The 19685-nt window shown below is 40.5% G+C and carries 16 protein-coding genes; 14 read left to right on the forward strand and 2 right to left on the reverse strand.

Annotation, left to right across the window (positions count from 1 at the left end):
- The 3 genes from BM107_RS18830 to BM107_RS18840 all read left to right on the forward strand — a co-directional run bounded on the left by BM107_RS18830 (position 1) and on the right by BM107_RS18840 (position 5198).
- Positions 1 to 1755, forward strand: coding sequence for a discoidin domain-containing protein (locus tag BM107_RS18830; RefSeq protein ID WP_208864416.1), 1755 nt, complete (start codon positions 1 to 3; stop codon positions 1753 to 1755).
- Positions 1756 to 1923: 168 nt separating this feature from the next.
- The gene (gene bglX, locus BM107_RS18835; RefSeq protein WP_090986158.1) at positions 1924 to 4221 is read left to right on the forward strand and encodes a beta-glucosidase BglX; all 2298 of its coding nucleotides are present in this window, start codon (positions 1924 to 1926) and stop codon (positions 4219 to 4221) included.
- Between the two features lie 197 nt (positions 4222 to 4418).
- A complete protein-coding gene (locus BM107_RS18840) occupies positions 4419 to 5198 on the forward strand; it encodes a carboxylesterase family protein (protein WP_090986160.1) in 780 nt (259 codons plus the stop codon).
- A gap of 676 nt (positions 5199 to 5874) precedes the next feature.
- On the opposite strand, the gene BM107_RS18845 is transcribed toward BM107_RS18840, so the two are convergent.
- Both BM107_RS18845 and BM107_RS18850 read right to left on the reverse strand, forming a co-directional pair.
- The gene (locus BM107_RS18845; RefSeq protein ID WP_090986162.1) at positions 5875 to 6603 is read right to left on the reverse strand and encodes a YebC/PmpR family DNA-binding transcriptional regulator; all 729 of its coding nucleotides are present in this window, start codon (positions 6601 to 6603) and stop codon (positions 5875 to 5877) included.
- A 66-nt stretch (positions 6604 to 6669) separates the two neighbouring features.
- On the reverse strand, positions 6670 to 7614 hold the full coding sequence (locus BM107_RS18850; RefSeq protein ID WP_090986164.1) for an NAD-dependent epimerase/dehydratase family protein: 945 nt from the start codon (positions 7612 to 7614) through the stop codon (positions 6670 to 6672).
- Positions 7615 to 8107: 493 nt separating this feature from the next.
- Between BM107_RS18850 and BM107_RS18855 the strand changes: the two genes are divergently transcribed.
- The 11 genes from BM107_RS18855 to BM107_RS18905 all read left to right on the forward strand — a co-directional run bounded on the left by BM107_RS18855 (position 8108) and on the right by BM107_RS18905 (position 19503).
- Positions 8108 to 8695 carry a gluconate 2-dehydrogenase subunit 3 family protein gene (locus BM107_RS18855; RefSeq protein WP_090986166.1) on the forward strand — a complete coding sequence of 196 codons (588 nt, stop codon included), beginning with the start codon at positions 8108 to 8110 and terminating at the stop codon, positions 8693 to 8695.
- Between the two features lie 18 nt (positions 8696 to 8713).
- A complete protein-coding gene (locus tag BM107_RS18860; RefSeq protein WP_145860219.1) occupies positions 8714 to 10414 on the forward strand; it encodes a GMC oxidoreductase in 1701 nt (566 codons plus the stop codon).
- A gap of 84 nt (positions 10415 to 10498) precedes the next feature.
- Complete coding sequence (locus tag BM107_RS18865; protein WP_090986169.1) at positions 10499 to 11656, forward strand: Gfo/Idh/MocA family protein; 1158 nt, start codon at positions 10499 to 10501, stop codon at positions 11654 to 11656.
- A gap of 9 nt (positions 11657 to 11665) precedes the next feature.
- Positions 11666 to 12718, forward strand: a complete 1053-nt coding sequence (locus BM107_RS18870) for a sugar phosphate isomerase/epimerase family protein (protein WP_090986171.1) — start codon at positions 11666 to 11668, stop codon at positions 12716 to 12718.
- A gap of 28 nt (positions 12719 to 12746) precedes the next feature.
- Positions 12747 to 13133: a c-type cytochrome gene (locus BM107_RS18875; RefSeq protein ID WP_090986173.1), complete on the forward strand. Its 387-nt coding sequence runs from the start codon at positions 12747 to 12749 to the stop codon at positions 13131 to 13133.
- A 32-nt stretch (positions 13134 to 13165) separates the two neighbouring features.
- On the forward strand, positions 13166 to 14623 hold the full coding sequence (locus BM107_RS18880; protein ID WP_090986176.1) for a Gfo/Idh/MocA family protein: 1458 nt from the start codon (positions 13166 to 13168) through the stop codon (positions 14621 to 14623).
- Positions 14624 to 14675: 52 nt separating this feature from the next.
- Positions 14676 to 15356 (forward strand): 3-keto-disaccharide hydrolase, encoded by a 681-nt coding sequence (locus BM107_RS18885; protein ID WP_090986178.1) that lies wholly within the window; start codon positions 14676 to 14678, stop codon positions 15354 to 15356.
- A 254-nt stretch (positions 15357 to 15610) separates the two neighbouring features.
- A complete protein-coding gene (locus tag BM107_RS18890) occupies positions 15611 to 16849 on the forward strand; it encodes a nucleoside permease (protein ID WP_090986181.1) in 1239 nt (412 codons plus the stop codon).
- 1 nt (position 16850) lies between these two features.
- Positions 16851 to 17741 (forward strand): hydroxypyruvate isomerase family protein, encoded by an 891-nt coding sequence (locus BM107_RS18895; protein WP_090986183.1) that lies wholly within the window; start codon positions 16851 to 16853, stop codon positions 17739 to 17741.
- An 8-nt stretch (positions 17742 to 17749) separates the two neighbouring features.
- Positions 17750 to 18625 carry a sugar phosphate isomerase/epimerase family protein gene (locus BM107_RS18900; RefSeq protein WP_090986185.1) on the forward strand — a complete coding sequence of 292 codons (876 nt, stop codon included), beginning with the start codon at positions 17750 to 17752 and terminating at the stop codon, positions 18623 to 18625.
- 8 nt (positions 18626 to 18633) lie between these two features.
- Positions 18634 to 19503, forward strand: a complete 870-nt coding sequence (locus BM107_RS18905) for a sugar phosphate isomerase/epimerase family protein (RefSeq protein WP_090986187.1) — start codon at positions 18634 to 18636, stop codon at positions 19501 to 19503.
- Positions 19504 to 19685 lie beyond the last annotated feature (182 nt).

The following is a 19685-nucleotide window of genomic DNA, read 5'->3' on the forward strand; positions in this document are numbered from 1 at the left end:
ATGGCTAAACATTTATTCAAAATATTTCTGTTAACAGTCCTGTTCTGCGGTACTTATACCACATTTGCCCAGCAAAAAACCTACTGTAATCCCATCAATGTAGATTATGGTTACACGCCTTTCGAGTCTTTTACTGAATGGGGCAAACACAGGGCTACAGCCGATCCGGTTATTGTAAATTATAAGGGCGATTTTTACCTGTTTAGCACCAACCAATGGGGTTATTGGCATAGTGCCGATATGCTGAACTGGAAATTTCACGAAAGAAAATTCTTACGACCATGGAACAAAACCAAAGATGAGCTCTGTGCGCCAGGCGTGGGCATTGTTGGAGATACCATGGTGGTTTTTGGCAGCACTTACACCAAAAACTTCACCCTTTGGGGCAGTACAGATCCTAAAGGGAATAAATGGTTTCCTTTGGTTGACTCCTTGGAAATAGGTGGCTGGGATCCAGCCTTTTTTACCGATGATGATGGTAAATTTTATATGTACAATGGTAGTAGCAATAATTACCCCATGTATGGTGTAGAGCTCGACCGCAAAACTTTTAAACCCAAAGGTACCCGTACACCAATGTATTTACTCGAAAGCTGGCGCTATGGCTGGCAGCGTTTTGGGGAGTATATGGACAATACCTTTCTTGATCCCTTCGCCGAAGGTGCCTGGATGACCAAACATAATGGCAAATATTATTTCCAATATGGTGCACCGGGAACCGAATTTAGTGGCTATTCAGACGGTGTGGTTGTAGGTACCAAACCGCTGTTTTATGATACGCCTACCACACCGCAATCTGATCCGTTAAGTTATAAAGGCGGGGGATTTTCACGCGGTGCAGGTCATGGAGCAACCTTTCAGGATAATAACAAAAATTACTGGCACATTTCTACCAGCATTATCTGCGTAAAAAACACATGGGAACGCCGCATGGGCATCTGGCCAACTGGTTTTGATCAGGACGATGTAATGTGGACCAATACCGCATTTGGCGATTACCCGCTTTATCTACCTGCCGAAAGGAAAGAAAGCGGACCTGCCGGTCCCGGATGGATGCTCATTAACTATAAAAAACCGGTAACTGTATCTTCTACCCTTGGCGGCTTTAACGCCAATAATGCGGTTGATGAAAATATTAAAACATATTGGAGTGCCAAAACAGCTGATAACGGCGAATGGATCCAGACTGATTTAGGGAGCCTTGCAACCGTTAATGCCATACAAATTAATTATGCTGATCAGGATGCCGGATTTTTAGGAAAACAGATCGGAATTTATCATCAATATAAAATCCTTTCATCAGTTGACGGTAAAAAATGGATGACTCTGGTTGATAAAAGCCAAAACAAAACCGATGTTCCGCATGATTATATCGAATTGCCAAAGCCGGTTAAAACCAGGTTTATCAAAATGGTGAACATCCATATGCCTACCGGGAAATTTGCCATTAGTGGTTTACGCGTTTTCGGCAATGGGAATGGCGAAAAACCCTCTCAGGTAAAAAACCTGATCGTTTTAAGAACAGAAAAAGATAAACGTAGTGCCTATATCAAATGGGAACCTGTTGATAATGCATTTGCCTATAACCTTTACTATGGTACAGCCCCGGATAAACTGTACAACTGCATCATGATCCACGATTTTAACGAATACTGGTTTAAGGCAATGGACAGTAAGAAAGCGTATTATTTTGCTATGGAAGCCATCAATGAAAATGGCGTTTCGGTAAAAACCGAAGTAAAAAAAGTTGATTAAAATAAATGTTCACAAACAAACAGCTCGCGCCCGTTTCTAACGAGCGCGGACAAAGCCAATCGTTTTGAACGATTAAAAGTAAAACAATAGAATCGTCAAGTTATTCAGGCATCGTTTTTAACGAGTGCCGGCAAAAATTTGATCAATAAAGAATAAAACACATATATAATGAAGAGAGCGAATATCCTGGTTGTTTTTTTAACCCTTTTTGTGCTGAACGGATCGGCACAGACCAAAAAAACTGTTTCGGCGGAAGAAGCAAAGATGAATACCTTCATCAGCAACCTCATGGCGAAAATGACCGTTGATGAAAAAATAGGTCAGTTGAATTTGCCAAGTTCGGGTGATATTACTACAGGACAAGCCAACAGTAGCGACATCTCAAAAAAAATAAAAGCCGGACAAGTTGGGGGTTTATTCAATATCAAGGGGGTAGATAAAATTAAAGCAGTACAAAAAATAGCGGTAGAAAACAGCCGTATGAAAATTCCATTGCTATTCGGAATGGATGTGATCCATGGGTACAACACTGTTTTCCCGATTCCTTTAGGCGTTAGTTGTATCTGGGATATGGCAACCGTACAAAAATCGGCCCGTATAGCTGCTATAGAAGCCAGCGCAAGTGGAATTAACTGGACCTTCTCCCCTATGGTCGATATTTCCAGGGATCCACGCTGGGGACGCATCTCAGAAGGAAGTGGGGAAGACCCTTATTTAGGTTCGCAAATTGCCGCCGCTATGGTGAAAGGTTATCAGGGAAAACTCCAGGCCAATAACGAGATTTTAGCCTGCGTAAAACATTATGCGCTTTATGGTGCTGCTGAAGCAGGCAGAGACTATAATACAACCGATATGAGCAAAGTGAGGATGTACAACGAATATTTCCCACCCTATAAAGCTGCTGTTGATGCCGGTGCAGCTAGCATTATGGCTTCCTTTAACGAAGTGGATGGTATCCCGGCTACGGGAAGCAAATGGCTAATGACAGATGTTTTGAGAAATCAATGGGGCTTTAAAGGTTTTGTAGTGACTGATTATACAGGCATCCCTGAAATGATTGCACATGGGATGGGTGATTTACAAACTGTATCCGCTTTGGCTCTGAATGCCGGCATTGATATGGACATGGTAGGTGAAGGCTTTTTAGGAACTTTAAAAAAATCATTGGCAGAGAAAAAAGTGGGTATCGCACAAATAGACCGTGCCTGCCGCTTAGTGCTTCAGGCCAAATACAAGTTGGGTTTATTTACAGATCCATATAAATTTTGCAATACAGAAAGAGCAGAAAAAGAGGTTTTTAGCCCGGCTAACCGTCAGGTGGCACGCGAAGTTGCAACAGAAAGTTTCGTGCTATTGAAAAATAACAATAATCTACTTCCCTTAAAAAAATCAGGTACCATTGGTTTAATCGGTCCTTTGGCAGATAATACCGCTAATATGTATGGTACCTGGAGTGTTGCCGCACTTTTTGACAAGTCGGTAACGGTACTACAAGGTTTAAAAAATGTATTGGGTGATAAAGCAAAAATATTAACTGCACGCGGTGCAAACTTCCTGGCAGATTCTGCTATGGAGCAGCGTTATGTAAACATCCACAACCCAACATACAAACGTGATCCACGTACCGAAGCTGAAATGATTAAAGAAGCTTTAGAAGTGGCAAAAAAATCGGATGTTATTGTAGCCACTATTGGAGAAGGTTCTGAATTTACAGGCGAAAGCAGCAGTGTAACCGATATCCAGATTCCTGAAACACAGAAAAACCTCTTAAAAGCTTTGGCTAAAACTGGTAAACCTGTGGTATTGGTCCTGTTTACAGGTCGCCCTTTGGCATTAAATTGGGAACAGCAGAATATACCGGCAATTTTAAATGTTTGGTTCCCCGGTAGTGAAGCAGGAAATGCAATTGCCGATGTCCTCTTCGGGGATGTTAATCCCTCAGGCAAACTGAGCGCAACTTTTCCTCAAAATGTAGGTCAGGTGCCGTTGTATTATGCCCATAAAAATACTGGTCGTCCACTGGCTGAAGGTAAATGGTTCGAAAAATTCCGCTCCAATTATTTAGATGTAAGTAATGATCCATTGTATCCTTTTGGTTTTGGTTTAAGCTATACAACATTTAATTATAGCAATGTTAAACTGAGTGCCAATACCTTAAGCAAAGGAAAATCGATCACAGCATCGGTTACTTTAAGCAACACCGGCAAATATGACGGTAAAGAAGTTGTTCAATTGTACATTCAAGATCTTGTTGGAAGCATTACCCGTCCGGTTAAAGAATTAAAAGGCTTCCAAAAGATTAATTTAAAAGCCGGAGAAAGCAAAACGGTTACATTCAATATTTCCGAAAACGACCTTAAATTTTACAATTCTGATTTAAAATTCGCTGCAGAACCTGGCGATTTCAAGGTATTCATCGGTACAAATTCCCGCGATGTAAAAGAAGCATCTTTTACATTGAAATAAAGACAATTAGGTTCGGTTATCAACCCTGAGCTATTGTAAAGTAGCCAGGGTTTTTTATTTTTGCTGAATCAACGATCAGGATCTCAAAAAACACAGCTATTAATTAAGCCCTGTGATCGCTTCGTTTCTACTATAAACCAATCGAACCTACACGCTCGAAAACCAGACATAATCAAGTACAATTAATAAACAAACAGATGAAAAAGATTATTCTAACAATTTGCATTCTTTTTCCTGTACTCTTTTTAAATGCTCAGGACTTAAAAAAATACGACAGGGGAAGTTTTATTAAAGGAAAGGACTCTATTTACTACAGGGTTTTATTTCCGGAGAATTTTAATCCCGACCAAAAATACCCGATCGTTTTCTTTTTACACGGAAGCGGAGAAAGGGGCAGTGATAACGCCAGTCAACTGGTACATGGTGGAAAATTATTTTTAAGAAATGATATACGGAAAAATTTCCCTGCTATAATTGTTTTCCCCCAATGTCCGCAGAACGATTATTGGGCTAATGTTAATATTGAGAAAAATGCCAATGGCAAAAGAACGTTCAGCTTTGTAGAAGGAGGTAAACCAACCAAAATAATGCATGCCTTACAGGGAATGATCAAAGATTTTCTTAAAAAACCTTATGTAAACAAAGATCAGGTTTATGTTGGGGGCCTATCAATGGGCGCTATGGGTACCTATGAATTGTTGAGGAGAGAGAGGCGTAAATTTGCGGCAGCCATTGCTATCTGTGGTGGCGACAATACGAATAACATTAAAAAGTATAGAAAAATACCGCTTTGGATTTTTCATGGTGCGAAAGATGATATTGTAGATCCGGCATTATCTATGGCCATTGCCGAACGGCTAAAAAGCATTGGTGGGGAGGTTAAATTCACGCTGTACCCTAACGCAAACCACAATAGCTGGGATAATGCATTTGCCGAACCAGAGTTATTGAGCTGGTTGTTTTCGCATAAGAAATAGTAAGTTAATCGAACCTCGCAGGTTTCTCGTATCGTCACCCTGATCCGATGGCTATCAGATTTATTTCACTTTCTTCAATAGATGTTAAAACACCTGTCCTACCAGCCGGAAGTTCAGCAGAACGACAAATTTAAAAGAGATAATGTAAAATTGATTTTCAGGTAAAAGATTTGGAAGCAGGGTTTGGTAGATGATGGGTTTCGATAGTCCTGCCATCCGCTTTACTCGCATCAATTGAAAAAATTGATGCTCCTGCTCGCTCCTGTCAGGTTTAACTTACCTGGGTTAACCTAGGTAACCTAGACCCGACAAAAACGGAAAGCCCGGAGGTTGAGGAACGAAGCCGAGGACTTGAAGTGATGGCGGGATTATTGTAACCGATAAATATAGGTTTTGCTCTCCAAAAACAAAACTTCAGAAATCTTAAGGTCATGCAATCTTTGCACCTCACTAAGCGCTTAGTTTAACCCATATAAATTTGGAACAAGTAAATTGGGTGTTCTTATCGAAACGCTAAGACGAGAGAAGAGGAAATTGTTCTAATCATAATTAAATTGTTAGATAAATCAAATATCATCATATCCAGACCTTGCAGGTTTTAAAAACCTGTAAGGTCTAAATGTAAAAAAGGCCTGAAGAAAATCCTCAAGCCTTATTCAGTAAATATCAGTTGCACTTACTCTGCCATATTGTGGTAAACTGCCTGCACATCATCATCTTCCTCCAACTTATCAATCAATTTTAATACATCAGCAGCCTGCTCTTCAGTAACCTCATGGTGAGATAAAGCAATGCGCTCCAATTTTGAACTTTTCAACTCAATACCTTTCTCTTCCAGCGCTTTCTGTAAAGAACCAAAGTTTTCGAAAGCACCCTGCGCCACCACGATATCGTTTCCTTCCTCATCGGCCTCCACATAAAGCTCTTCCAAACCAGCATCAATTAATTCGAACTCTAATTCTTCCAGATCCAAACCTTCTACAGGTACAAAACGAAAAATAGATTTGCGGTTAAAAACAAAATCCAGCGATCCGGTTTTCCCCAGGGTACCGTTCGTTTTATTAAAATAACTACGTACGTTTGCGACCGTACGGTTGGTATTGTCAGTAGCTGTTTCAATTAAAACGGCTACACCATGTGGTGCGTACCCTTCGTATACAATCTCTTCATAGTTAGCCATCGATTTATCAGAGGCACGTTTAATTGCAGCCTCTACCCTATCTTTCGGCATATTTACCGCTTTGGCATTTTGTATCGCTGTACGTAAGCGGGAATTGGTTTCCGGATGAGGTCCTGATTCCTTTACCGCCATTACAATATCTTTACCAATACGCGTAAACTGAACCGCCATTTTGGCCCAACGCTTAAATTTTCTCTCTTTTCTAAATTCGAATGCTCTTCCCATTATTTTAGTATTGAGATATAAGGTGTGAGAGGTGAGACCTTACGCCTTCAACCCTCTACCTATATCTTATTTTTTTAAATTATTTAACATATCAATTGTAAGTTTCGATAAATCGAATGCTGGTTTCCATCCCCAGTCTTTTGTTGCATAACTATCATCAATAGACCGTGGCCAGCTGTTTGCAATTTGTTGACGGGGATCGTTATCGCTGTAAGTCAGCGTAAAATCCGGAATATGTTTTCTGATTTCAGCGGCCAAAACTTCAGGTGTAAAACTTACCCCTGCAAAATTATAGCTGCTACGCACTGAAATCTGGTCTGCCGGAGCATCCATTAGTTCAATTGTTCCGCGGATCGCATCATCCATGTACATCATAGGCAGCTCTGTTTCTGCATTTAAAAAACTTTGATAACTGCCTTTCTTTAATGCGTCATGAAAAATGTGGATCGCATAATCCGTTGTTCCACCTCCCGGAGCAGCTTTCCAGCTAATGAGTCCCGGATAACGGATGCTACGAACATCCAATCCGTATTTTTGGTTATAATATTCACACCAGCGCTCTCCTGCCAGTTTACTGATTCCGTAAACCGTATTCGGATCCATGATACAATATTGTGAAGTATGATCTTTTGGCGAATTTGGTCCGAATACAGCGATAGAACTTGGCCAATATACTTTTGCCGTTTTATATTCTAAGGCTAAATCTAACACATTTAGCAAACCGTTCATATTTAAATCCCAGGCTAGTTTTGGGTTTTGCTCACCGGTTGCCGATAATAATGCCGCCAGGAGGTAAACTTGTGTGGGTCTGTATTTATGGAAAATGCCATTGATCATTTCTTTATCAAGTACATTCACAAATTCGAAAGGTGCAGAGTTTTTGATATCATAATCCGGCCTGCGTATATCGCACGCAACAACGTGATCATCACCATATATCTTACGTAACGTCGTTACTAACTCGGTGCCAATTTGACCGTTAGAACCTAAAACAACAATTTTTTCCTGCATATTTTTTTTGAGATTGAGCAAAGGTAAAAAAATGAGATAAAAGGCAATAAAATATTTTAAGATGACGTTTAAACCTTTAATATGTAAACCGGGAAGTTATTAACCGGATAAAGGATCAGATCAAGAAAAAATGCTAACCAAAAACTACCAACTCAGTCGGATGAACTTTAATCAATTGTGATTGATAAAACCGCTAAATTGAAAGCCACGTTATACCTGATTTTTGCCTGAAAAATCTTCATTTTTAGATTTATAGCTCAGAAACGCATTTATATATACTAAATGTATTTTTTACACCAAGTAAAATTTAAATAAAAACGCCATTTAAAACGTCGCTGAGCCACAAATTAATCCCTATTTAGAATAATTCTACTCAGTAACAATCATATTTCATACTGTTAATTTAATTTAAAAAATTCATTCTTTACGCTATATTTTTGCTAATATTACTAACTCAACACATAAGTAACCAAAATATAAAATCATAAATACGATGCACAGAAGAGAAGCACTCAAAAACGTTGCATTTTTGCTGGGTGGAGCAATCTCAGCAAGTACAATGGGCGTGTTATTTGAAAGTTTTACGCTCCCCGAAAATGAAAAAAACTTTGTAAACTATTCACTGGAAGACGAAAAGATTTTTGCTGAATTTGCTGATATTATCGTTCCTACTACCAAATCATCTGCAGGTGCCAAAGCAGCTGGATTAGGTAAGTTTATTCCGATGATGATGAAAGATTGTTACCCTGCCACCATGCAAACTTCCTTTGCAAAAGGCTTTAAAGATCTTCAGGCAAAATCGATGAAAGATTTTGGCAAAAGTTATCTTGCGTTAACACCTGCCGACCGCACAAAGTTAATGATCGATTTGAGAGCTATTGCACTTGCTCAGAAAGAAAGCAAATCAGAAGACAATAAAGATTTAGCTTATTTTTTCATCACAGCAAGAGATTTAACCCTGCTCGGCTACTATTCTTCAGAAATTGGTTGTACCAAAGCGAGGGAATATGTCCTTATTCCGGGCCGCTATGATGGCAACGCGCCTTTAAAACCTGGCCAAAAATCCTGGGCTACCTCCTAACAACAACTACAAAACATCATGAATTTAAATACGAATTTAAAAGCAGAAAATACTTACGATGCTATTGTTATAGGATCGGGGATTAGTGGCGGCTGGGCTGCAAAAGAACTTACCGAAAAAGGTCTACGTGTACTGATGCTCGAAAGAGGAATGAACATTGAGCACATTACCGGTTACGAAAATGCGATGAAAAATCCATGGGATTTTAAACATGCAGGCAGACTTACCGAAGAGCAAAAACGTACCCACCCGGTACAAAAAAGGGATTATCCATACCAGGAAGCAAACGAAAAATGGTGGGTAAACGATTTAGAATGCCCGTATACCGAAGATAAACGTTTCGATTGGTACCGTGGTTTCCATGTAGGAGGTAAATCATTGATGTGGGGCCGCCAGAGTTACCGTTTAAGCGACCACAACTTTGAAGATAATGCAAAAGATGGTCATGGAAACGACTGGCCGATCCGCTATGCAGAACTTTCCCCTTGGTACGATTATGCAGAACGTTTTGCGGGTATCAGTGGCTCTAACGAAAACTGGCCAACTTGCCCGGACGGGCAGTTCCTACCTCCGATGGATTTAAACATTGTAGAAAAATCGGTAAAAGCGCGGATAGAAGAACATTATAAAAGAGAACGGATTATGATGATTGGCCGTGTGGCTAACCTCACTGTTCCGCACAAAGGCCGTGGAAATTGCCAATACAGAAACCTGTGCAGCCGCGGTTGTCCGTTTGGCGCTTACTTTAGTACGCAGTCTTCAACCCTGCCTGCGGCAATGGCAACCAAACGTTTAACTTTGCGTCCATACTCGATCGTAAATCATATCATATATGATAAGGATACCAAGAAGGCTAAAGGCGTAATGGTTATCGATGCAGAAACCAACAAAACGATGGAGTTTTATGCAAAAATCATTTTTGTAAACGGTTCTACATTAGGCTCTACATTTATTTTATTGAATTCAACATCAGAAGCACATCCTAATGGACTGGGCAATGGCAGCGGCCAGTTGGGCCATAACTTAATGGATCACCATTTCCGTTGCGGAGCTTCCGGAGAGGCTGAAGGCTTTGACGATAAATACACGTATGGTCGTCGTGCAAACGGTATTTATGTACCAAGATACCAGAATATCGGTAAGGATAAACGTGACTATTTACGTGGTTTCGGTTACCAGGGCGGTGCGAGTAGAAGCAACTGGCAAAATGATGTTGCTGAATTATCGTTTGGTGCAGATCTGAAACAAAAAATGACCACTCCGGGAAAATGGACCATGGGATTGGGCGGTTTCGGGGAAATGTTGCCTTACTACGAAAACAAGGTTTATATTGACAAAACCAAAAAAGATAAATGGGGTCAGCCTGTATTGGCAATTGATTGCGAATACAAAGAGAACGAGAAAAAAATGCGTGTGGATATGATGAATGACGCTGCTGAAATGTTAGAAAGAGCAGGCATAAAAAATATCAGAACATATGATAATGGCTGCTATCCGGGCATGGCGATCCACGAAATGGGTACTGCCAGAATGGGTAACGATCCAAAAACTTCAGTGCTCAACAAATGGAACCAGATGCACGAAGTGAACAATGTTTTTGTAACCGATGGATCTTGCATGCCATCAATCGCTTGCCAAAACCCTTCGTTAACATTTATGGCGCTAACTGCGCGTGCTGCTGATTATGCAGTAAAAGAACTAAAGAAAAAGAATATCTAGAAAGGTTTCAAGGTAGAAGGTTTAAGGTGTAAGGTTAAAAACCCTATGCCCTAAACCTTTAGCCCTATACCCCATAATTCAAACATGAAAAGAAAATTAAGAATGGGCATGATAGGCGGTGGAAAAGACGCCTTCATCGGTGCCGTACACCGTTTGGCCGCTAACATGGATGGCCTGATCGAATTATCTGCCGGAGCGCTAAGTGTAAATCCTGAAGTTGGATACGAATCTGGAAAAATGCTTTTTCTTCCCGATAACAGGATATACAACAACTATGAAGAAATGCTGACCAAAGAAAGTGAGTTGCCAGCAGACGAAAGAATAGATTTTGTAACCATTGTTACCCCAAACTTTGCCCACTTTGCCCCGGCAATGATGGCATTGGACAAAGGATTTAACGTTGTGATTGAGAAACCAATGACGTTAACTTTAGAAGAAGCAAAAGAACTTCATGCTAAAGTGGAAGAAACGGGATTAACCCTTTGTTTAACCCACACCTACTCTGGATATCCGATGGTTAAGCAAGCCAAACAAATGGTTAGCGAAGGCAAATTAGGTGCTATCCGTAAAATTGTAGTAGAATATCCGCAAGGCTGGTTAAGCACACTTTCTGAACGCGAAGGCAATGCGCAGGCAGCCTGGCGTACTGACCCTTCTAAAACTGGTAAAAGTGGTTGCATGGGCGACATTGGTACACATGCAGCACACCTTGCTGAATATATTTCGGGATTAAAAATCACTAAAATTTGTGCCGATTTAAATATTGTAGTTCCCGGCAGAGCCATTGATGATGACGGTAACGTACTCTTAAAATTCGATAATGGCGCCAATGGCGTATTGGTGGCCTCACAAATTGCTGCCGGCGAGGAAAACGCACTGAAAATCAGGGTTTATGGCGAAAAAGGCGGCTTAGAATGGCACCAGATGGAACCCAATACCATGATTGTAAGATGGTTAGATGCACCAGCCCAGATCTACAGAACAGGTAATGGCTATATGGATAGTTTTGCAAAACACAATACCCGTACACCGGGCGGCCACCCTGAAGGTTATTTAGAGGCTTTTGCCAATATCTATAAAAACTTTGCACTTACTGTAGATGCAAAATTAAACAATGAACAACCTACGGCAGAAATGCTTGATTTCCCCGGAACCTCAGATGGAATCAGAGGAATGGCGTTTATTGAAAATGTAGTGGCTTCTGGCCAATCAGACCAAAAATGGTTCGACTATAAAATATAACAACCCGGCATGACAACAATAAAAGGACCAGCTGTATTTTTAGCACAGTTTATAAGCGACGAAGCACCATTTAATTCACTAGACAGCATTTGCAAGTGGGCTGCAGATTTAGGATTTAAAGGCATCCAGATGCCGACCCTTGATACCCGCTTTATTGATCTTAAACAAGCAGCAGAAAGTAAAACCTATGCTGATGAGTTAAAAGGTAAGATTGCAACCTACGGTTTGGAAATAACCGAACTGTCAACACACCTGCAAGGTCAGTTGGTTGCCGTTCATCCTGCTTACGATGATTTATTTGATGCTTTTGCGCCAAAAGATGTGCATAAAAACCCAAAAGCCAGAACGGAATGGGCTGTACAACAGATGAAATATGCTGCACAGGCATCGCAGAACCTGGGTTTAAATGCACATGCAACGTTTAGTGGCTCATTATTATGGCAATATTTTCACCCCTGGCCTCAACGTCCGGCCGGATTGGTTGAAGAAGGTTTTGCAGAACTGGCAAAACGGTGGACACCGATCTTAAACGAATTTGACCAATGTGGTGTAGACGTTTGCTACGAAATCCATCCCGGAGAGGATTTATTTGATGGTGAAACTTACGAGATGTTTCTTGCGGCAGTGAATAATCATCCGCGGGCATGCTTATTGTATGATCCATCTCACTTTGTGTTGCAACAATTGGATTACATTCAGTACATCGATTTTTACCACGAACGCATCAAAGCTTTCCATGTAAAGGATGCAGAATTTAATCCTACAGGCAAACAGGGCACTTTTGGCGGATACCAGAGTTGGGCAAACCGCGCAGGTCGCTACCGCTCGCCAGGTGATGGACAGGTTGATTTTAAAACCATTTTTAGTAAATTAGCCCAGTATGATTTTAAAGGTTGGGCTGTAATGGAATGGGAATGCTGTATTAAAAACCAGCAGGATGGCGCCCGGGAAGGTGCAGAATTTATCAAAAAGCACATTATTAATGTAACTGATAAAGCATTTGATGATTTTGCTGCATCGGGCAGTGACAGCGCTTTCAATAAAAGAATATTAGGATTATAAAAATAACAACACACAAAACACACACAACATGAAAAAAACATTTTTAATTTTAGGCGCTGTAGTCATTTTTATGGCGTCGTTTTCAAAGGCTGATTTAGCAAAAGAGAAGGCTGTGCTTGCAACAGCAACAACAACAACCCACGCTGCCTTTCAATCAAATCCGGGCGAAAAGCTGATCAACAAATCAGACTGCTTAGGCTGTCATAATAAAACCAATAAAATTATTGGCCCTGCGTACGTAGATATCGCAAAAAAATATCCGGCTACCGAAAAAAACATCAACATGTTGGCCGATAAGATTATTAAAGGTGGAACAGGTGTTTGGGGCAATATGCCGATGACCGCACATGCTACGCTTAAAAAAGATGATGCCAAACTTATGGTAAAGTATATTTTATCTTTAAAGAAAAAATAGTCGAATTTAGCTAGCAAATCGATTTACTAAATATGAAAACAGAGCATGAAAATAAAAACACGAGTAACCGCCGTGATTTTATTAAAACTTCAGCAATCGCTGCCGCTGCCTTTATGATTGTTCCGCGCCACGTTTTGGGCGGAACTGGCTATTTAGCACCGAGCGATCGCCTATTGGTTGCCGGCATTGGGGTTGGCGGAAAAGGCCAAAGCGATTTGGATATGTTTTACAAAAGTGGAAAAGCAGATATTGCTTTCCTGTGTGATGTAGACGATCGTCGCGCGGCAACTAGCGTAAAAGCTTTCCCTAAAGCAAAATATTATAAAGATTGGCGCGAAATGCTGGATAAAGAGCATAAAAACTTCGATGCTGTCTCTGTTTCTACTCCCGATCATAACCATGCCATACAGGCTTTAGCTGCCATGCAGCTGGGTAAGCATGTTTACGTTCAAAAACCACTAACACACGATATTTATGAAGCGCGGATTCTGACCGCAGCCGCAAAAAAATATAAAGTGGTTACGCAAATGGGCAATCAAGGGGCATCAAATGATGGTCCACGCCAGATGAAGGAATGGTACGAAGCGGGTTTAATCGGTGACGTGCATACAGTTTATGCCTGGACCAACCGCCCGGTATGGCCTCAGGGTATTCCGTGGCCAAGTCAAAAAGCAGAAATCCCTAAAGAATTAGACTGGAATTTATGGTTGGGGACAGCCCCTGAAAAGGACTATGTAGATAAATTGGTTCCATTTAACTGGCGCGGCTGGTGGGACTACGGAACAGGCGCTTTAGGCGATATGGGTTGCCACTTAATCGAAGCTCCTTTTAGCGTATTAAATTTAAAATATGCCAAAGAGGTGCAGGCCAGTGTAGGTTCTGTTTATGTGGATGAATTTAAACGCGGTTATTTCCCAGAAAGCTGCCCGCCGTCAAGCCATGTTACCTTAAAGTTCCCCAAAACGGATAAAACCAAAGGTGATGTTACCTTACATTGGATGGATGGTGGGATCCAGCCAGAACGGCCGGAAGAATTAGAAGCGAATGAAACTTTTGGCGATGGTGGCAACGGTACGTTATTTATCGGAACAAAAGGTAAGATGATGGCCGAAACCTATAGTGCAAACCCTAAATTATTGCCTTTAAGTAAAAACAAGGACATTAAAGTTGCACCAAAATATGCCCGGGTACCAGATGGAGCAAACGGACACTACAAGCAATGGGTTGAAGCGGCAATTGCTGGTTACGGCAAACAAGAAGTGAGTTCGCCTTTCGAAATTGCTGGTCCGTTAACGGAGGCTTTATTGATGGCCAACCTGGCCATCAGAAGTTTTGATGTACAAAAAACGGTAAATGGTAAGACCAGTTACCCGGGCAGGTATATGAAGATGCTTTGGGATAACGATAATATGAAAGTGACCAACTTTGACGAAGCAAACCAGTTTGTTAAACGCGAATACCGTAAAGGCTGGAACAATTTAACACTTTAATTATTACAAACCCGCAGATTTTAAAAAACCTAGGGGGTTTAATTTGAAAAAAATGAAAAAAATCTTTCTTTCTGCTTGCATTATGCTGGCAGTTACACAAATATCAAAAGCCCAAAAAGGCTTTAAACCACTTTTTGATGGTAAAACCACAACTGGCTGGCATACATACAACAAAACTACTGTTGGTAGTGGCTGGCAGGTTCAGGATGGTGCATTACACCTGGATTTAGCTAAAAAAGGTAAAGACGGTGGTGGCGATTTGGTTACCGATAAAGAATATGGTGATTTCCACTTAAAGTATGACTGGAAAGTAGCTCCAAAAGCAAATAGCGGCCTTATTTTTTATGTTCACGAAGAGCCTAAATACCATGCTACCTATTCTACCGGCTTAGAAATGCAGGTAATCGATAATGATGGCCACCCTGATGGAAAAATCACAAAACACCGTGCCGGCGATCTTTATGACCTGGTAAAAAGTTCGTCAGAACCCGTTAAACCGGTTGGCGAGTGGAATAAAGCTGAGATCATCAGCAAAAAAGGAAAGCTAACTTTAATTTTGAATGGTGTTGAAGTAGTAAAAACAACCCTTTGGGATGATAACTGGAAAAAGATTGTTGCAGGAAGCAAATTTGCCACATGGGAAAACTGGGGGACTTTTAAAACCGGTAAAATTGCCCTACAGGATCATGGAGATGAAGTTTGGTACAAAAACATCTCTATCAAAGAACTATAGGAAACGGAAAATGTAAGAGGGAAAATGTATAATGTGAATTCCGTCTCCCTCTTAAAAATTCAGATGGTGTAGCTACAACATCTCCGTAAAAAGAAATAGAAAAATAGAAAATGTAAGAGGGAAAATGTATAATGTGAATTACAAAATCCCTCTTACCAAATCCAGTTAAAATATTATAAAGTTGTAAGATGAGTTACGGGGATACGTCTCCTTCATCCCTCTTACCTTAACCATCTTACATAATTAACAGCCAAATGAATAGCACTACACGCTTTAAACTTTCTGCCATGATGTTCCTTGAATTTTTTATCTGGGGAGCATGGTTTGTAACTTTAGGAGCATTCTTAAACAATAACCTGAAGGCAACCAACTCTGAAATTGGTTCCGTATTTTCAACTCAATCCTGGGGTGCTATTATTGCTCCATTTATAATAGGCCTTATCGCCGACAGATATTTTAACGCTGAAAGAATTTTGGGTGTTCTACACATTATTGGTGCTATTTTAATGTACCAGATGTATAGTGCGCCGGATGTGAGTGTTTTCTACCCTTACGTTTTAGCTTACATGATTTTGTTTATGCCAACCCTTGCGCTTGTAAACTCTGTTTCATTCAACCAAATGAAAGATGCGGAAAAAGAATTTGCTAACATCAGGGTATTTGGTACAATAGGCTGGATCATCGCTGGTTTATTGATCAGTTTTGCCTTCCACTGGGATTCTCCGGAAGGAATTCAAGCCGGATTATTAAAAAGCACCTTTCTGATGGCTGGCATCGCTTCTTTGGTATTGGGATTGTTTAGTTTTACTCTACCTGCAACTCCGCCAAAGGTTGCCAAAGACGAAAAAATAAAAGTAGGCGACATTTTAGGATTAGACGCATTGAAATTATTAAAAGATAAAAATTTTGCTGTCTTCTTTATTTCTTCCATCCTGATCTGTATCCCGTTAGCCTTTTATTATCAAAATGCAGGCCTTTTCCTGGCTGACATCAAAGTTTCCAACCCAACAGGTAAAATGGCAATTGGTCAGGTTTCCGAAGCATTATTTCTATTGGCTATTCCTGTATTCTTTTCAAAATACGGCTTCAAGAAAACCATTATAGTTGGTATGCTGGCCTGGGCGATACGCTATATTCTTTTTGCTTATGGCAATGCCGGCAGCTTAAGTTTTATGCTCATTATAGGTATCGCACTCCATGGTGTTTGCTACGATTTCTTTTTTGTTTCCGGTCAGATTTACACTAATTCAAAGGCAGGAGAAAAATTTAAAAGTGCAGCTCAGGGTATTATTACCCTAGCTACCTATGGCGTTGGTATGTTAATTGGGTTTAAAGTAGCGGGCTTAATTACAGATATGTATAAAACAGGAGATGTAACTGACTGGAAAATGGTTTGGATTATTCCAGCAGGAATTGCAGCTGCAGTTTTCTTATTGTTTGCTTTATTATTTAACGATAAAACCAAATCAGAAGTAGAAGTTAAAACTGTTTAATATGACCTCTAACATCAACAGAAGAAATGCATTAAAGAATATTGTTGCAGGAACCGCAGCAGTTGGTGTTTCTTCAGGCCTCTCCGCCCTAGCCATGAACAAAACAGAATCAAACGAGCCACTCAGGCTAAAAGGAAATATCAACCATGCCGTATGCCGCTGGTGCTTTAGCAGCGTTGATGTTGAAGCGCTTTGCATTGAAGCAAAAAAAATAGGAATCAAAGGAATTGATCTGGTTGGTCCGAACGATTGGCCTACATTAAAAAAACATGGCTTAGAATCAACCATGTGCAATGGAGCCGAGATTAACTTAGTAGATGGTTTTAACGACGAAAAATTCCACGAAAAGTTAGTTCAAAATTATACCAAAATGATTCCGCTGGTGGCTGAAGCCGGTTATACAAACCTGATCTGCTTTAGTGGAAACCGTCGTGGTAAAGACGATGAAACCGGTTGGAACAATTGTGTTAAAGGATTAAAACAGTTAATTCCATTGGCCGAAAAGCACAAGGTGGTATTGGTTATGGAGTTGCTAAACAGCAAAGTAAACCATAAAGATTACCAATGCGACAGGACATCGTGGGGTGCTGAACTCTGCAAACGCCTGGGTTCTGAAAATTTCAAATTGTTATATGATATTTACCACATGCAGATTGATGAAGGTGATGTAATCAGTAACATCAGGCAGTACCACCAATACATTGCGCACTACCACACCGCTGGTGTACCAGGCCGTAATGAAATAGACGATACGCAGGAATTGTATTACCCTGCCATTATGAAAGCCATTGCCGAAACCGGCTTTAAAGGTTACGTTGCACAAGAATTTATACCTAAACATGCAGATAAAATAGCCTCATTGAAAAAGGCTGTATCCATCTGCGATATTTAATCTACATTATGATATCAAGAAGAAATTTTCTAATCAACAGCAGCGTGGCTGCAGCAGCGGCACTGATCGTTCCGTCATTTGCTTTTGCAGCGGATAATAAAAGAGTTGTTGGCCTCCAGTTGTATTCTTTAAGAGATGAGTTGCCTAAAGATGTAAAAGGGACGATTGCAAAAATCGCCAAAGCAGGTTTTAAGGAAGTAGAAACCTATGGTTTTTCGATAAAGGATCAGTTTTGGGGTTTAACGCCTAAAGAATTTAAAGCATTGTTGGATGCTCACGGTTTAAAGGCACCAAGTGGCCATTACGGTTTAGGGACTTATTTAAGTGATGGCAACACCACCGAATTAAAGGCTGCAATTGCAGCAGCGAAAGTACTGAAAAGCGAATATGTAACCATCCCTTGGTTAGATACCAGCCTCAGAAAAAATGCTGAAGATTATCAAAAAATTGCCTCCAGAATAAACGAAGCTGGAAAAATGTGCAAAGCGGCAGGTATTCGCCTGGCTTACCACAACCACAATTTCGAATTCGATAAAATTGGCAATACTACCGGATACGAAATCCTGTTGAAAGGGACAGATAAAAAATTGGTTGATTTCGAACTTGATCTGTATTGGGTGGTACGTTCAGGAAACGATCCTTTAAAACTGTTTAAAGAAAATCCGGGACGTTTTACCATGTGGCATGTTAAAGACATGGATAAAACCAACCCGGCCTTAAACGCAGAAGTAGGCACTGGATCTATAGATTTTAAATCGATTTTTGCACAGGCCAAACTTTCGGGCATGAAACATTTCTTTGTAGAGCATGAAACCAACTACAAACCAAATCCGATGGAATCTGTTGCTGCAAGTTGTGCTTATATTAAAAAAGAGATTATTTAATTTAACAGATGAATTCAAGAAGGACATTCCTAAAGCATGCAGGATTAGCGGCCGGAGCAGCATTGCTGATCCCCTCTTTTGCCTTTGATAAAGCCAGCAAAAATATTGGTTTACAGCTCTATACTTTGCGTGGAGAATTACCGAAAGACGTGAAAGGCGTTATCGAAAAAGTAGCGCAGGCCGGGTACAAAGAAGTGGAAACCTATGGTTTTTCTAACGGAAAATTTTGGGGCTTAACACCTAAAGAGTTTAAAGCATTGTTAAATGCGAACGGCTTGAAAGCACCAAGTGGGCATTATGGAATGGACGAATTCTCTAAAACCGGAAAAACCGACAAATTAAAAGCAGATATCGAATCAGCAGCAGCTATTGGCGGTAAATATTTTACCATTGCCGGTGCACATGTTGATATGGGCAAAGGTGTAGATGGCTTTAAGAAAACTGCCGACGATTTTAATAAAGTGGCTGAAATTGCAAAGGCATCGGGCTTGAAGTTTGCCTACCACAACCACGATTTCGAATTTAAGAAATTGGGTGATACCACCGGTTATGATGTTTACTTAAGCGAAACCGATAAAAACCTGGTCAACTTTGAAATGGATTTATATTGGGTTGTGCGTTCAGGTAATGATCCGTTGGCTTTGTTTAAAAAATATCCTGGCCGTTTCCCGATGTGGCATGTTAAAGATATGGATAAAACTAATCCAGCCTTAAATGCTGAAGTAGGTACTGGTTCTATAGATTTCAAACCGATTTTTGCTGAGGCAAAACTTTCGGGTATGCAGCATTTCTTTGTAGAACATGAAACCAACTACAAACCAGATCCGATCGGCTCAATCAAAACCAGCTGCGATTATATTAAAGCGAAATTGATTTAAACTTATCCAAACCCCGCAGACTTTTGAAACCTGCGGGGTTTAACACATCCTTGTCGTCCTCTCGACTGAAGCGAAGCTAAGATGGAGAGAGCTATCTTCATAAATCACATCTCCTCCTATCTTCCATAACCCAAAACTCATCTATTATTGCGAGTATTGTTTATCTAAACCTGATATACAGA

Origin of the sequence: Pedobacter suwonensis (assembly GCF_900111825.1) — a bacterium.
Taxonomy (GTDB): Bacteria; Bacteroidota; Bacteroidia; order Sphingobacteriales; family Sphingobacteriaceae; genus Pedobacter; species Pedobacter suwonensis.

Bases quoted from the DNA above. Each gene is read 5' to 3' on its own strand.
- BM107_RS18830 (WP_208864416.1), top strand. From the start codon at position 1: ATGGCTAAACATTTATTCAAAATATTTCTGTTAACAGTCCTGTTCTGC.
- bglX (WP_090986158.1), top strand. From the start codon at position 1,924: ATGAAGAGAGCGAATATCCTGGTTGTTTTTTTAACCCTTTTTGTGCTG.
- BM107_RS18840 (WP_090986160.1), top strand. From the start codon at position 4,419: ATGAAAAAGATTATTCTAACAATTTGCATTCTTTTTCCTGTACTCTTT.
- BM107_RS18845 (WP_090986162.1), bottom strand. From the start codon at position 6,603: ATGGGAAGAGCATTCGAATTTAGAAAAGAGAGAAAATTTAAGCGTTGG.
- BM107_RS18850 (WP_090986164.1), bottom strand. From the start codon at position 7,614: ATGCAGGAAAAAATTGTTGTTTTAGGTTCTAACGGTCAAATTGGCACC.
- BM107_RS18855 (WP_090986166.1), top strand. From the start codon at position 8,108: ATGCACAGAAGAGAAGCACTCAAAAACGTTGCATTTTTGCTGGGTGGA.
- BM107_RS18860 (WP_145860219.1), top strand. From the start codon at position 8,714: ATGAATTTAAATACGAATTTAAAAGCAGAAAATACTTACGATGCTATT.
- BM107_RS18865 (WP_090986169.1), top strand. From the start codon at position 10,499: ATGAAAAGAAAATTAAGAATGGGCATGATAGGCGGTGGAAAAGACGCC.
- BM107_RS18870 (WP_090986171.1), top strand. From the start codon at position 11,666: ATGACAACAATAAAAGGACCAGCTGTATTTTTAGCACAGTTTATAAGC.
- BM107_RS18875 (WP_090986173.1), top strand. From the start codon at position 12,747: ATGAAAAAAACATTTTTAATTTTAGGCGCTGTAGTCATTTTTATGGCG.
- BM107_RS18880 (WP_090986176.1), top strand. From the start codon at position 13,166: ATGAAAACAGAGCATGAAAATAAAAACACGAGTAACCGCCGTGATTTT.
- BM107_RS18885 (WP_090986178.1), top strand. From the start codon at position 14,676: ATGAAAAAAATCTTTCTTTCTGCTTGCATTATGCTGGCAGTTACACAA.
- BM107_RS18890 (WP_090986181.1), top strand. From the start codon at position 15,611: ATGAATAGCACTACACGCTTTAAACTTTCTGCCATGATGTTCCTTGAA.
- BM107_RS18895 (WP_090986183.1), top strand. From the start codon at position 16,851: ATGACCTCTAACATCAACAGAAGAAATGCATTAAAGAATATTGTTGCA.
- BM107_RS18900 (WP_090986185.1), top strand. From the start codon at position 17,750: ATGATATCAAGAAGAAATTTTCTAATCAACAGCAGCGTGGCTGCAGCA.
- BM107_RS18905 (WP_090986187.1), top strand. From the start codon at position 18,634: ATGAATTCAAGAAGGACATTCCTAAAGCATGCAGGATTAGCGGCCGGA.